Genomic DNA, 14448 nt, shown 5'->3' on the forward strand with positions numbered 1-14448 from the left:
AGATATATAGAGTTTCGAGTTGCTAATCTGTGGAAATCCGTGTTAATCTGTGGTTTAAATATAATAAGAATGTTTACTCTGCAACAATCTCCCACTCTCCCAAATTCCTTTCTTCGCGGTCGAAGCTTACGCCAATCTTCACCAATTGCCGTCCATCGGCAGTATAGGGTATCAGGTAGCCTTTTTCATCAATCTGGCGAAGGGCCTCTTCGGTAGAGCCGTTCAACTTAAACTCGAATACATAGATGTAGTCTTTGGTCTTTACCACCGCATCGGCACGGCCACGGGCACTACGTACTTCGGCTTCGGTAAACTGTCCCATTAGTTTGAATACTAAGTAGAATACTACTTGATAATGCCGCTCAGTTTTATCATTGAGTTCGTAAGGGAAATCGGCAAAGAAAGCGCGCAGGCGATTGAGGAAGGCTTCGGTTTTGCCTTTTTCCAGTTCGTCTACAAACAGACCAATGTAGAAAGGAGTATTCTCTGTAGATACACAGGTATAAAATGGCGTAACAAAGTTGAGGAATCCATACTTCACTTCCTCATTGGGGTAACCCAGTGTATACATTTGAAAACGTTCATCATACTCTTTGATAGTAAGGTATCCACTTTGATAAATCATCGGTATCGGGTTGTCGATGCTGGCGCGATTGTTGGTTAAGGAGAGAGCAGGCACGCGTATACCATCCAAATCGCGGAGGTCGAAGTCGGTCTTCTTTAGTATTTCGGTAAGGAAGGTAGGTGTTCCGCTGGCAAACCAATAACTTTCATACACTCCGGAAGACAGGGTGTTCAATACACTAAATGGATTGAACATACCAATCATATTGCGATAGCTAAAATGATAGCCATCGTACATACGGGTTAATTTAGCCACGGCTTCGTTGCGCGATATGCCATTGTCGGCGGCAAGCGTTTCCAACTCGGGAGCACAATAGGTTTCGATCTCTTGCTGTGTCAATCCGCAAAGATCCGCAAAACGGTGATCCAAACTAATATCTACCAACTGATTGAGGTTGCTGAATATGCCCCCCTGTGCAAACTTGGTTACACCGGTGATGAATACGAATTGCAGCCACTTATCGGCATCTTTCAGCACGGCATAGAAAGCGGCGAGCAGGTTGCGGAAGCGAGTTTGCAGCTCCTCATCGTGCATGGAACGTAATAGGGGTTTGTCGTACTCGTCGATAAGTACTACTACGCGAAGGCCAGTTTTTTTATATGCTTTTTCAATCACATTCATAAAGCGCATGGAATAGGAGTCTGTTGTAGAGAGAGAGTCGTACTCTACTTCCCAAGCACTTAACTGATTCTCTAATATTTTCTGCAAATCTTCTACTGTTTCATACTTCTCGGCATTCAGGTCGAGGTGCAATACAGGGTAGGTCTTCCAGTCTTTCTCTACACGTTCAATAAACAGTCCTTTAAAAAGTTCTTTCTTTCCTTTGTAGTAAGCCTCAAGGGTAGAGAGCATCAAGCTCTTACCAAACCGACGAGGTCTACTCAGGAAATAAGGATTGCCGATACGGATAAGCCGATACATCTGCTCGGTTTTATCAATATAAACATAACCCTCACTACGAAGTTTCTCAAAACTTTGTATACCGATGGGGTAACGACGAAAGGGGGCAGTGTAATCTATACTTTCCATAATTGACTTCTGTTTATTTCTGAAAACAAATATACAAGATAATATGCGATATTGGTAATTTTATTAAGTGAAAAGTGAATAGTGAATAGTGAAAAGTGCGGCATCATAACTATTCACTTTTCACTATTCACTTTTCACTATTAAATCCTTTCCTTTCCGAACCATTTCAAGCTAAAATTAGACGCCTCTTGCTTTTCTCGAAAATAATAACGAAATTTGTAGCGATAACCAATAAATACACTCACAAAGATACGAATAATTTCGCTAACAAACGCGATTCTTAAAATTAATTAATCACTTTCGGTTTTAATGCCGATTTTAAAAGAAGAAACAAGCATGGGAAAGAAACATTACCTGCCATTAAAAGCAGACATCACAAAAGACGAAAAAGTTGTAGCAATCATCGAAAAACACGGACTTAAAGGTCTTGGCACATATACCGTTCTATTGATGGAGCTATACCAACACCCGGATTATTGCTGCAAGCTAAGCACTATACGAATGGCTTTACGCGCCTTTAAAGCAAATAAATCATTGCTCGACGACCTTATCCGAAACCAAAACCTCTTTGAACTAACGGAGATAGATGGAGAAAATTACCTTACATCTATCTACCTTAATGAACTGGAAAAGAAACAGAAAAGTTATACTAAGAGTAAATCTGCCGCAGGAAAAAAAGGAGCAAAAATAAGATGGCAAAAAGATAGCAAAAGGGATGGCAAAAGTATGGCTATATATAAAGAAGAAGAAGTAGTAATACTAAATACCGAAGAAAGAAAGGAAAAGAAATCATGGCAAGAATATGTAACCGAGGCATTCTCCGACAGAACTTGGGTAGAATGTCAAGCGGCACATTCAGGACTGGAAGCCCGTTTTCTAAAACATGAAACATATATCATAAACCTATTTCTGAAACATGTGCTTACTCATGGCACAGAAAACAAACAGCTTTCCCTGCAAGATATAAAGTTCTATTTTGCCAACTTTATTCGTCAAGGCACCATCACCTGCAAACGGGTAACCCAGAAACTCAATGATCTGGAGAACAAACAGGAGGCAACAACCCCTTATCGCTTTGAAACGATAGACGAAGTAACAGGAGAACGCTCGTACTACGGAAATATCATTCCCAAAGATGCTCCGCCACGCCCAAACGACAGAATGGTATGGAATTATGGGTATGAACGTTGGGAGTAATAAACAGGGAAAATGCTACTGGCAGTTGAGTAGAATGCTACTGGCAATTGGGGGGAATGGTACTGGCAGTTTAAAAGAATGAAGGTGTGCCAAGAATAATCGACACACCTTCATGATATAATATTTTATTAACGAAGCCTATATTTTACTTCTTCTCCGGCGTATTAGCCAGCGTAGCCGTCAAGAAATCATAGAATTTAGCAACCGTTGGTATCAGTGCTCTTTCGTCCGGTGAGTGTGGTGAACGTAAAGTAGGACCAAACGAAATCATATCCAATCCCGGGATATTTGCTCCGATGATACCACATTCCAATCCGGCATGAATCACTTTTACGTGAGGTTCTACACCAAATTGCTCTTTGTACGATTGCTTCATGGCAGCCAGAATAGGAGAGTTTACGTTGGGTTGCCATCCAGAATACGAACCGCTGAACTCAACTTTCATACCGGCAAGCAGGAATGTGCTTTCAAGGCTCTTAGCCAAACACTCCTTCATGCTATCGCTGCTGCTGCGAGCTAAAATCTTAATGGAAGCCTCTCCGCCTTTTATTTCCACAATAGCCAGATTGGAAGAAGTTTCTACCGTATCGGGAATGGTAGGAATCATACGGGTTACTCCGTTTTGGCAACCGTAAACCGCACAAACCAACGCATCTTGTACCTCTTCGGGCACTGCCATTGCAGGTGTGTCTACACGCTCGGCGGTTAAAGAAATAGGAGTTTCAATGGCACCATACTCTTCGTTGAAAGTCTTCTCCATCTCCGATACCAATTCCAATAAAGCCGCTTCGTTTTCTTCGGGAATGGTAATCACTACTTCGCCTTCGCGGGGGATAGCGTTACGCATATTGCCACCCGACCAGCTCACTAAACGAGCTTCTTCGTCTACGATAGCATCATATACAAAGCGAGCCAGCAGTTTGTTGGCATTGGCACGTCCTTCGTTAATTTCGAGTCCGGAGTGGCCTCCGCGCAATCCTTTTACGGAAACTTTAAAGGCGATGTCGCCTTCTTCGGCTTCTACTTCCTTATATTGCAGAGTAGCTGTAATGTCAATACCACCGGCACAACCAATGTAAAGATCGCCTTCATCTTCCGAGTCGAGGTTCAGAAGAATTTCTCCGTTCACGGTGCCTGCCTTTAATCCGAACGCGCCAACCATACCGGTTTCTTCGTCTAAAGTAATTAAAGCTTCAATCGGACCATGTTTCAGGTTTTTATCTTCGAGTATAGCCATAATTGCTGCAACACCAATACCATTGTCGGCTCCCAGTGTAGTGCCTTTGGCTTTCACCCATTCGCCATCTATATAAGTTTGAATAGGATCTTTCTCGAAATCGTGTACTGTATCGTTGTTCTTTTGAGGTACCATATCCATGTGAGCCTGTAAGATAACTCCTTTGCGGTTTTCCATTCCCGGAGTGGCAGGCTTACGAATAATTACGTTACCAATCTCGTCTGTAAAAGATTCCAGACCCAGGTCTTTGCCAAATTCCATAAGAAACTTGGTGATCGGCCCCATAAATCCCGACGGACGCGGAATTTGTGTTAACGAATAGAAATGTTTCCACACGTTCTGTGGTTCTAAAGATTGAATTGTTTTCATAAAGTATTTAATTTATTAACGGTAGATAGAGCTATTAGAGCGTATATACCTAATATTATAACTAATAATGTTTGAATTGAATGAACCAGCAACGCAAAAACACCTGCATCGGTTTCGTTTACCCCATAAAGTGTCAGCATGGTTATTACTGCAAAATGCCAGGGACCTGCTCCATTAGGAGTAGGCACTACTACGGCAAAGGTGCCTGCTACAAACAACACCAACCCTGCCCAAATGTTTAAATCCTGTGTAAAAGAAAAGCAAAAGAAGGTGATATAAAATTGCATGAAATAGCAGAACCAAATGGCAAACGTATAAAAGAGATAAACGGGTATATTCTTTGTTTTCTTTAAAGAGATAACTCCTTCCCAGATATTCACTACCACTCCTTTTACCTTTTCAAAGAAGGAGAGTGTGCGTGCCAGGTAATACAAAAGAATGATTACTCCAATCACGCTAAAGGCAATGATGTAAAATTGTACGGAGGTAAACAAATCTCCAATGGAATGCAGGTTGGTTCCTGTTTTTCCGAAAAACTGACCTACTACCTTCATTTGCCCCATCATGGCAATACCGGTAAGTAAAGCTACACATAGCGTATCAATCATTCGTTCGGTAACCACTGTACCCAATGATTTGGAGAAAGAAATTCCATCATATTTAGACAGTATGGCACAGCGCGAAACCTCTCCCACACGCGGAAGAACCAGGTTTGCTGCATAAGAAATGAATATCGCATTGATGGCAGTTACAGTTCTGGGCGGCGTTCCCAAAGGAGTTAAGGCAAGCTTCCAGCGCCAACCACGAAACAGATGGCTGAATATTCCAAAAAACAATGACAGAATCATCCACCACCAGTTCATCTCATGAAGAAGAACTTCTTTTACTCGCCAAAATTCGAAATCCCGGTATGTCCATACTAAAATACCTCCTCCTAAAGCTATAGGAAGAACCATTTTAAGTGCTTTTTTTAAGAGTTTCTTCATGCTCAATTCGTCATTCTTCATTTAAAAGAATTACCTTTGTCGGCTACAAACTTACATAAAAATACAGATTTTTAAGCGAGTCGAATAAAAATAATTATTGAACACAGAGACGTGGAAGCCCCAAAGTCTTTATCTGAACTCTGTACCTCTGTGTCTCCGTGTTCAATTAATATCTTAAAATTGTATAATGATGAGACAGGTAAAACCTAAAAAGTTCTTGGGACAGCATTTTCTGAAAGACCTGAAAATAGCACAGGATATTGCAGATACAGTAGATATTCTCCCTCAATTACCTGTATTGGAAGTCGGTCCGGGAATGGGAGTGTTGACTCAATTCCTGGTAAAGAAAGAAAGAGAGTTGAAAGTTGTTGAAGTTGATTTTGAATCTGTAGCTTATCTTCGTCAGGAATATCCGGAGCTGGAAGATCATATTATTGAAGATGATTTCCTGAAAATGCACCTCGATAGGGTATTCAACGGAAAACCGTTTATTATTACCGGAAACTATCCATACAACATTTCCAGTCAGATATTTTTCAAGGTATTGGAGAATAAAGACCTGATACCTTGTTGCACAGGCATGATACAAAAAGAAGTAGCCGAACGAATGGCTGCCGGACCCGGAAGTAAAACGTACGGTATCTTAAGTGTATTGATGCAAGCCTGGTATAAAATAGAATACCTTTTTACGGTGAGCGAGCACGTATTCAATCCGCCTCCCAAAGTAAAAAGTGCCGTGATACGAATGACGCGCAACGAAACCGTAGACCTTGGTTGCAACGAAAAACTCTTTAAGCAAGTGGTAAAAACTACCTTCAACCAACGCAGAAAAACATTGCGCAACTCTATCAAACCGATATTAGGCAAAGATAGTTTGTTAACGCAAGAAGAAATATTCAATAAACGCCCCGAACAATTATCGGTACAGCAATTTATTGAACTAACCAATAAGGTAGAAAAAGAACTTGCCACTTTTAATGTTCAACTCCCAACGGAAGAAAGATGAACGAAGAATTCATTAAAAACATAAAAGAACTGATCGAGTCGAGAGATTCGAATCAAGTAAAAGAGCTACTCTCAGGGCTTCACCCGGCAGATATTGCAGAATTGTGCGATGAACTGTCTCCCGAAGATGCTAAATTCATATACCGCTTGCTCGACAATGAAACCGCTGCCGATGTATTGGTAGAGATGGATGAAGATGCCCGAAAAGAGTTTCTTGATATTCTTCCCTCCGAAACCATCGCCAAACGCTTTGTCGACTATATGGATACGGATGATGCCGTAGACCTTATCCGTGAACTGGACGAAGACAAACAGGAAGAAATCCTCTCTCATATTGAAGACTTTGAGCAAGCCGGAGACATCGTCGACCTGCTAAAATACGATGAAGATACCGCCGGTGGATTGATGGGTACCGAAATGGTGGTGGTAAACGAGAACTGGAGTATGCCCGAATGTCTGAAAGAAATGCGCCATCAAGCCGAAGACTTGGACGACATCTATTATGTGTATGTAATAGATGATGATGAAAGACTTCAGGGAGTATTCCCTCTCAAAAAAGTGATTACGTCTCCTTCTGTCTCCAAAGTAAAACATGTGATGAGGAAAGGTCCCATTTCCGTACGTGTAGATACCCCGATTGACGATGTGGTGCAGACCTTCGAAAAGTACGACCTTGTGGCCATACCCGTATTAGACAGTATAGGCCGGTTAGTAGGACAAATCACTGTAGACGACGTAATGGACGAAGCACGTGAGCTGTCGGAACGCGATTATCAATTGGCATCCGGTCTTTCGCAAGATGTAGAAACGCACGACAGCGTATTCCGACAAACAACGGCACGCCTTCCTTGGTTGCTTATAGGTATGGTGGGGGGTATCGGCAACTCAATGATTCTGGGTAATTTCGATTCTACTTTTGCCATCCACCCCGAAATGGCCCTTTACATTCCTTTGATAGGTGGAACGGGAGGAAACGTCGGAACACAATCGTCGGCACTTGTAGTACAAGGTTTAGCTAATAATTCCTTAAACTCCAAAGATACAGTCAGGCAAATCGGTAAAGAAGCGGTAGTGGCTCTTATCAATGCCACTATTATATCGATGCTGGTATACTCTTACAATTTCGTTCGCTTCGGCGCTACGGCAACTGTTACGTATTCCGTATCTATAAGCCTTTTTGCTGTAGTTATGTTTGCGTCTATCTTTGGTACATTCGTGCCCCTTACACTGGAAAAACTAAAAATAGATCCTGCCATTGCTACCGGCCCCTTTATTTCCATAACCAATGATATTATTGGGATGATGCTCTATATGGGAATTACTGTTTTGTTGTCCTAAATAAAAAAAAACAGCGCAAAATGTATGAAGTAATCTTTTTATTTTATTAATTTGTGACCAAATAAGAAAAATGTAGGCTAACCCTATCAACCAAAAATACAGAATGATGAACTCTCACGTAACCGATCAACCTCTTATGCAAGATGGTTTAGAAGAAAAAAAATCAATTGAAGTTTCTGAAACTCCAATGTCAGAAATCTCGACTGAGGAAACCCCTGTTGAGCAAAAAGAGGCTGAACAACCTAAACAAAGCAAGGAAAGTATATTAAGTAACCTTAAAGAACTTGCCGCAAAAGCAGAAGAGGCAGATAAACATGAGTTAGACAGTTTAAAGCAAATGTTTTATAAACTGCATAACGCCGAATTGGAAGAGGTCAAGAAAGCTTTTGTTGAAAATGGCGGTACGGAAGAGGACTTCGCCCCACAACCGGATGAAGTGGAGGTTGAATTCAAAAAAGTAATGGGTACCATCAAAGAGAAAAGAAATGCAATGCTTGCCGAACTGGAAAGGCAGAAAGAAGAAAATCTTACTCTTAAGTTAGCCATCATAGATCGTTTGAAAGAACTGGTAGAATCATCCGAGGATACCGGCAAATCATACAACGAATTTAAGAAGTTGCAACAGCAATGGAATGAAATAAAGCTTGTACCTCAAGCCAAGGTTAATGAACTTTGGAAAAGCTATCAACACTACGTAGAGAAGTTTTATGATATTCTGAAACTGAACAATGAGTTCCGCGATTACGACTTCAAAAAGAATCTGGAAATTAAAATCAGATTGTGTGAAGCAGCAGAAAGATTGGCGGAAGAAACAGATGTAGTGTCGGCCTTCCATCAATTACAAAAGTTACATCAGGAATTCCGCGATACGGGTCCGGTAGTCAAAGAGCTTCGTGATGAAACATGGAATCGTTTCAAAACTGCTTCTACAGCAGTGAATCGTCGTCACCAGCAACACTTCGAAGAACTTAAAGAAAGCGAACAGCTTAATTTAGATCAGAAAACAGTTATCTGCGAAATTGTAGAGGCTATTGAATATAACGAACTGAAAACATTCAATGATTGGGAGAATAAGACCCAGGAAATTATTGCTTTACAAAACAAATGGAAAGCTATAGGTTTTGCGCCTCAAAAGATGAATGTGAAGATCTTCGAACGCTTCCGCAAAGCTTGCGATGAATTCTTTAAGAAGAAAGGAGAGTTCTTTAAGCAGTTGAAGGAAAGCATGAACGAGAATCTGGAAAAGAAGAAAGCACTTTGCGAAAAAGCCGAAGCACTGAAAGATAGTACCGACTGGAAAGAAGCTTCTGATATTCTGATCAACTTGCAGAAAGAATGGAAAACCATTGGTCCGGTACAGAAGAAATACTCTGACTTGGTATGGAAACGTTTCATTGGAGCCTGCGATTATTTCTTTGAGCAAAAAGGAAAAGCAACATCTTCTCAACGTACTGTAGAGGTTGATAATTTGAAGAAGAAGAAAAGCATCATTGAGCAATTGGAAGACATTGATGAAACAATGGATACAGAAGAAGCCAATGAGCTGGTACGCGAACTCATGAAAGAATGGAATACCATCGGACATGTGCCATTCAAAGAAAAAGATAAGATATATAAGCAATATCACGCTTTAATTGATCAGCTCTTTGATAGATTCAATCTGAATATCTCGAAAAAGAAATTAAGTAATTTCAAATCATCCATCAATAATCTGAATAGTGATAAAGGAGGTTCTCAGTCATTATACAGAGAACGCGAGAGATTGGTACGTGCGCATGAAAATATGAAAAGCGAGCTTCAAACGTATGAAAATAATCTGGGCTTTTTATCTGCATCTTCAAAGAAAGGAAACAGCTTGTTAACCGAAATCAACCGCAAAGTTGAGAAGCTGAAAGCTGATATTGAACTAATGAAAGAAAAGATCAAGGTTGTTGACGAATCAATTCAAGCTGAAGGATAAATACATAACTTATGAGACTGGATGGAAGAAGGGCGAGTGATAATGTAGACGACCGCAGAGCTCGCCGGGGCGGCAAAGCCTCTTTAGGCATTGGCGGAACTGTTATCGTAGCATTAATCATCTGGCTGACAGGTGGTAATCCCTTATCATTCCTTTCTCAGCAAGCTATGGATGGCATGGGTTCTTCTTCACAGAGTTATACACCTACTGCCGAGGAAGAGGAAGCTGCTGCTTTTGCAAAAATTATCCTTGCAGGAACCGAAGATGTATGGACTAAGATTTTCAAAGAGAACGGAGCTACTTATGCTCCACCCAAAATGATATTATTCAGTGGCAGTACAACTTCCGGCTGCGGTAGTGCATCTGCATCCACAGGGCCTTTTTATTGTCCGGCAGATCAATCGGTATATATTGACCTTTCTTTCTTCAAGCAGATGAAAGATCAATTAGGTGCAGGTGGAGACTTTGCTTATGCTTATGTAATTGCGCACGAAGTAGGTCATCATGTTCAGTACTTGATGGGCACCTTAGACAAGGTTACTCAAATGCAACAGAAAGCCGATAAGCGAGAAAGCAACCGACTCAATGTGCGCTTAGAGTTACAAGCCGACTTCTATGCCGGTGTATGGGCATATCATGACAATAAAGATTTCAGTTCATTGGAAGACGGAGATATTGAAGAAGGCTTAAATGCAGCTTCCCAAATAGGCGACGACCGTTTGCAAATGGAATCTCAAGGATATACCGTACCCGATGCTTTTAATCATGGAACATCGGCACAACGTACCCGATGGCTGAAGAAAGGGTTGCAAACCGGTAATATAAAAGGTGGAGATACTTTCTCTGTTTCTTATGATGAATTATAAACCGGGTCTCTTTTCTTTTTGAACACAGAGATACGGAGGCACAGAGTCTCTCATTTTTAGTGAGTTAAATTCTCTGTGCCTTTGTGTCTCTGTGTTCAAATCATAAATAATACATGACACACCTCCATCTATAATATCAAGCTTAATAGCTTTCCGATTCGTTCGGGAAGTTACTATCCTTCACATCTTTGATGTAATTTTGAGTAGCTTCTGTCATAATCGTATGTAAGTCGGCATAACGGCGAAGGAATTTGGGCGAAAAGTCCTTGTTGATACCCATCATGTCGTGAATAACAAGTACTTGTCCGTCTACTCCGCCTCCTGCACCAATACCTATAATAGGAACGCTCACTTTCTTGCTAACGTCTGTGGCGAGAGATGCCGGAATTTTTTCAAGCACAATGGCAAAGCAGCCGATCTTTTCCATCAGCAAACAGTCGTCTATTAGCTTTTGTGCTTCTTTCTCATCTTTTGCACGAACAGTATATGTACCATATTTATTAATAGATTGTGGCATCAATCCTAAATGAGACATCACAGGAATACCTGCATCAATAATCTTCTTTACGTCTTCCTGGATTTCTTTTCCACCTTCAATTTTAAGAGCATCAGCGCCTGTCTCTTTCATAATACGAACAGCGGCTTCCAATGATTTGATTGGATTTCCGGAGCAAGTACCAAAAGGCATATCTACTACAACTAAAGCTCTCTGTACCCCATTAACTACGGAACGCGCATGATAAATCATTTGATCGAGCGTCATTGGCAGCGTAGTTTTATTACCTACCATGGTGTTAGAGGCAGAGTCACCTACCAAAATACAGTCGATACCTGCTTCATCAATGATTTTAGCCATTGAGTAATCGTAGGCTGTAAGCATCGTAATTTTCTCTCCTCTTTGCTTCATCTCCCACAAACGATGTGTGGTAACTGCTCTTTTATCTTCTGAATAAGTTGACATATTCTAAGTTTTAAGTTTGTGATAAAAAATCAGGCAAACTTACATAAAAAGAATGATTTATAAACGAGTTGAATAAAAATAATTAATGAACACATCCTCCTTTGTGACTCTGTGTTCATTCTATTTATAAGTAGATGTTCATAATTAGTTTATATCATTGCCCCCCTCCGCCCTTTGGGCACCTCCCCCTTGCAGGGGAGGAATTCCTGCGGCATCGACTCCTCCCCTGCAAGGGGGAGGTGCCCAAAGGGCGGAGGGGGTAATGATATAAATTAATTATGAACACTTACTTAGAGGAAAGATAGCATCAGCCAATTTCTCCAAAATAGGGAGGCTGCTCATTAGAGAAAAACAAGTTAACGTAGGTTAATTAACAAGGCTGAAAGTAGTATAATTAGTGGGATATAATTACCAAGTAGAAAGAAAAGGAAAAAGAAGAAAAAAGAAGTGCTAAAACTCAGAAAAAAGAGAAAATAACCTCACAGAAAAAACCGAAAAAAGCACTTGTAGGATCGGAGAAGAGTGCTTAAGATCATCAAATGGTCTATATTACATCTTCGGAAAAGAAAAAATAGCCAATTACTACTCCAAAATAGAAAAACTGTAAAATATTAGGGGGAAAACGAAAAATAGAACACTTTAAAAGAAAGATAGAAAAGTGTTGCGAGTTAAAAACATAGTGTGTAAGTTTGCAAAAGAAATCGAATGTTCATCTCTTTATTCAGAGTTAGGCATTTAGACTTTAGTTAAAACTTATTTTACGGGAAATCATTTACAGATTATTATGAGATTAATCCTAATATTCTTTTTGCGTGGCATCATGTCTTATGACCATTCCGGCTTATTAAGTCGTCGTTTGGTTCTAATATCGCCTATCCTTAGAAAGTCATTATTAGCACTTTCCTTTCTGATTGTTTTCTTGTTACCGGTTTCCGGTCAGGTCCTAACCCGTTATGATGTTCCACATCAATATGGTACTGCTATTCCTCGTTGGGGGTTTAAGAACAATGCATTGCTGGATGCCACTTTAAGCTTAAATGTAGGTGTTGAGTACCGCATCTCCAAGCGTTATAGTATAGACTTAGATGTCAGCTACAATCCCTGGAGCTTCGACGAGAAAAAATTCAAGCACATCCTTGTACAACCCGAATTTCGTGTCTGGCTTTGTGAGCCTTTCTACGGTCACTTCTGGGGTTTCCATCCTACCTGGTCTTACTTCAATGTAGGCGGTTTGCGCCTTGGTGCTTTGAAAGAACACCGCTACGAAGGTCAGCTTTACGGTGGCGGCTTTAGCTACGGTTATCAATGGTACCTTTCTCCCCGTTGGAATATAGAAGCCTCTATTGGTTTGGGGTACCTGTATATTGATTACGACCGTTACATCTTCGGTGAGTGTGGCGACTTTGAGAAAACAAAGAACAAGCATTATATCGGCCCCACGCGTGCTACGGTGAGTTTCGTATATATCCTGAAATAATAAAAGCCTCTCCCCGGCCCTCTCCCAAGGAGAGGGAGATGGGAGATACATCAAAATCCTATTTTACAACATATAATTCCGTATTTCATGAAAACAATATATACTTTTATTAGTCAATCATTCTCCCATCTCCCTCTCCTTGGGAGAGGGCCGGGGAGAGGCTGCTTCTTTTTGTTGCTTTTGCTATGCTTTGGCTCAGCTTTTGCTCAGGATTACAAAGGCCTTGTTTTTGTAGAAGGTCGTGAGTTCCGCGAAGTTGGCGATAGCCTTTACGTAAGCTTCGATATTCGCGTAGACTCCAAAGCTTCTCCCAATTGTGGTTCGGTAATTTTCGAACCTCAGATTAGCGTAGATGGTGGCGGTCCTCAACTTTCGCTTCCCTATATTCAGCTAACCGGTCGTGCTCGTGTTAACCTGAATCGCCGTTGGTTTGCTATAACCAGCGATGAGTGGTTATCACATTATGAAGCTCCTCGTTTTCAGATCAATACAAACGAACAAACCAATGAAATGTTCACCTATTCCATCCGTGTTCCTTACGAAGAGTGGATGGATAACAGTCGTTTCTCTTTGAAACAAGAGATCACCGGTTGTCGTGGCGAAAGTCGTCTGTACGTTTACAGTTTGGCTAATCGTGTTGAACTCTCTCCCCGTGTTCCTTATGAAGTGAATCCGTTGGTTGCAATGGTTGAGCCTGTATCCGAAATAAAAACTCGTAACCGCCAAGGTAGTGCTTTCCTCGATTTCCAAGTAGGTCGTTCGGTTATTCTTCCCGAATTCCGTCGTAACCCTGTGGAATTAACCAAGATCAATGATGCCGTTTCCGGTATTGCCGATGACCCCGATATTCAGATCACCGGTATGATGGTTGAAGGTTTCGCTTCTCCCGAAGGAAGTTATAAATCCAATGATAAACTATCTCACAATCGTGCTTTAGCTTTGAAAGAATATATCCGTACACGTTACGCTTTCCCCGATGCCCTTTTCACCGTTAAGAATACTGCCGAAGACTGGAATGGTCTGAAAATTCTGGTGGAAGAAAGCAACTTGGAACCCAAAGCCGATCTTTTGGCTATCATCACGAATGACGAAGCTCCCGATGCTCGCGAACTCCGCCTGAAACGTGTAAACAAAGGTATTCCTTACCGAAAGATGCTAACCGAACTTTACCCCGACCTTCGTCGTGTAGAATATCGTGTAGATTACTCAGTAAGAAACTACACCCTTACCGAAGCCAAAGAAGTAATCAAGCGTTCTCCCGAACACCTCTCTCAGTTAGAGATGTATAAGGTGGCCGAAGATTACGGAGTGGACAGCAAAGAATACCGCGATATAATCATGGAATTAATTCCTCGTTATTATCCTAACGACCCTGTGGCTAACAGCAATGCTGCCGCC

The 14448-nt window shown here is 41.2% G+C and carries 11 protein-coding genes; 7 read left to right on the forward strand and 4 right to left on the reverse strand.

What is annotated here, in order from left to right; genetic code table 11:
- Positions 1-73: 73 nt before the first annotated feature.
- Positions 74-1654 carry an ATP-binding protein gene (locus D0T60_RS09775; RefSeq protein WP_163217997.1) on the reverse strand — a complete coding sequence of 527 codons (1581 nt, stop codon included), beginning with the start codon at positions 1652-1654 and terminating at the stop codon, positions 74-76.
- Positions 1655-1990: 336 nt separating this feature from the next.
- Between D0T60_RS09775 and D0T60_RS09780 the strand changes: the two genes are divergently transcribed.
- Positions 1991-2851, forward strand: coding sequence for a Lin1244/Lin1753 domain-containing protein (locus D0T60_RS09780; RefSeq protein WP_163217998.1), 861 nt, complete (start codon positions 1991-1993; stop codon positions 2849-2851).
- A gap of 145 nt (positions 2852-2996) precedes the next feature.
- Here D0T60_RS09780 and D0T60_RS09785 read toward each other — a convergent pair whose 3' ends face one another.
- Both D0T60_RS09785 and D0T60_RS09790 read right to left on the reverse strand, forming a co-directional pair.
- On the reverse strand, positions 2997-4457 hold the full coding sequence (locus D0T60_RS09785; RefSeq protein WP_163217999.1) for an aminoacyl-histidine dipeptidase: 1461 nt from the start codon (positions 4455-4457) through the stop codon (positions 2997-2999).
- Positions 4454-5443, reverse strand: coding sequence for a lysylphosphatidylglycerol synthase transmembrane domain-containing protein (locus D0T60_RS09790; RefSeq protein ID WP_163218000.1), 990 nt, complete (start codon positions 5441-5443; stop codon positions 4454-4456). The genes D0T60_RS09785 and D0T60_RS09790 overlap by 4 nt, the downstream gene beginning before the upstream one ends.
- Positions 5444-5633: 190 nt before the next feature.
- Between D0T60_RS09790 and rsmA the strand changes: the two genes are divergently transcribed.
- The 4 genes from rsmA (at position 5634) to D0T60_RS09810 (ending at position 10612) form a co-directional block, all read left to right on the forward strand.
- Complete coding sequence (gene rsmA / locus D0T60_RS09795) at positions 5634-6449, forward strand: 16S rRNA (adenine(1518)-N(6)/adenine(1519)-N(6))-dimethyltransferase RsmA (RefSeq protein ID WP_163218008.1); 816 nt, start codon at positions 5634-5636, stop codon at positions 6447-6449.
- Positions 6446-7786: a magnesium transporter gene (gene mgtE / locus D0T60_RS09800; protein ID WP_163218001.1), complete on the forward strand. Its 1341-nt coding sequence runs from the start codon at positions 6446-6448 to the stop codon at positions 7784-7786. The genes rsmA and mgtE overlap by 4 nt, the downstream gene beginning before the upstream one ends.
- Before the next feature lie 103 nt (positions 7787-7889).
- Positions 7890-9746 (forward strand): DUF349 domain-containing protein, encoded by a 1857-nt coding sequence (locus D0T60_RS09805; RefSeq protein ID WP_163218002.1) that lies wholly within the window; start codon positions 7890-7892, stop codon positions 9744-9746.
- A gap of 11 nt (positions 9747-9757) precedes the next feature.
- A complete protein-coding gene (locus D0T60_RS09810; RefSeq protein WP_163218003.1) occupies positions 9758-10612 on the forward strand; it encodes a neutral zinc metallopeptidase in 855 nt (284 codons plus the stop codon).
- Between the two features lie 142 nt (positions 10613-10754).
- Here the strand turns inward: D0T60_RS09810 and panB are convergent, their stop codons facing one another.
- Entirely contained in the window at positions 10755-11573 is an 819-nt protein-coding gene (gene panB / locus D0T60_RS09815) for a 3-methyl-2-oxobutanoate hydroxymethyltransferase (protein WP_163218004.1), read from the reverse strand.
- A gap of 784 nt (positions 11574-12357) precedes the next feature.
- On the opposite strand from panB, the gene D0T60_RS09820 reads away from it, so the two are divergent.
- On the forward strand, positions 12358-13050 hold the full coding sequence (locus D0T60_RS09820; protein WP_239059534.1) for a DUF3575 domain-containing protein: 693 nt from the start codon (positions 12358-12360) through the stop codon (positions 13048-13050).
- A gap of 87 nt (positions 13051-13137) precedes the next feature.
- Positions 13138-14448: DUF3868 domain-containing protein (locus tag D0T60_RS09825; RefSeq protein WP_163218005.1), on the forward strand; the 1311-nt coding region annotated here is incomplete at its 3' end.

Source organism: Bacteroides sp. 224 (assembly GCF_010500995.1).
GTDB lineage: Bacteria > Bacteroidota > Bacteroidia > Bacteroidales > Bacteroidaceae > Bacteroides.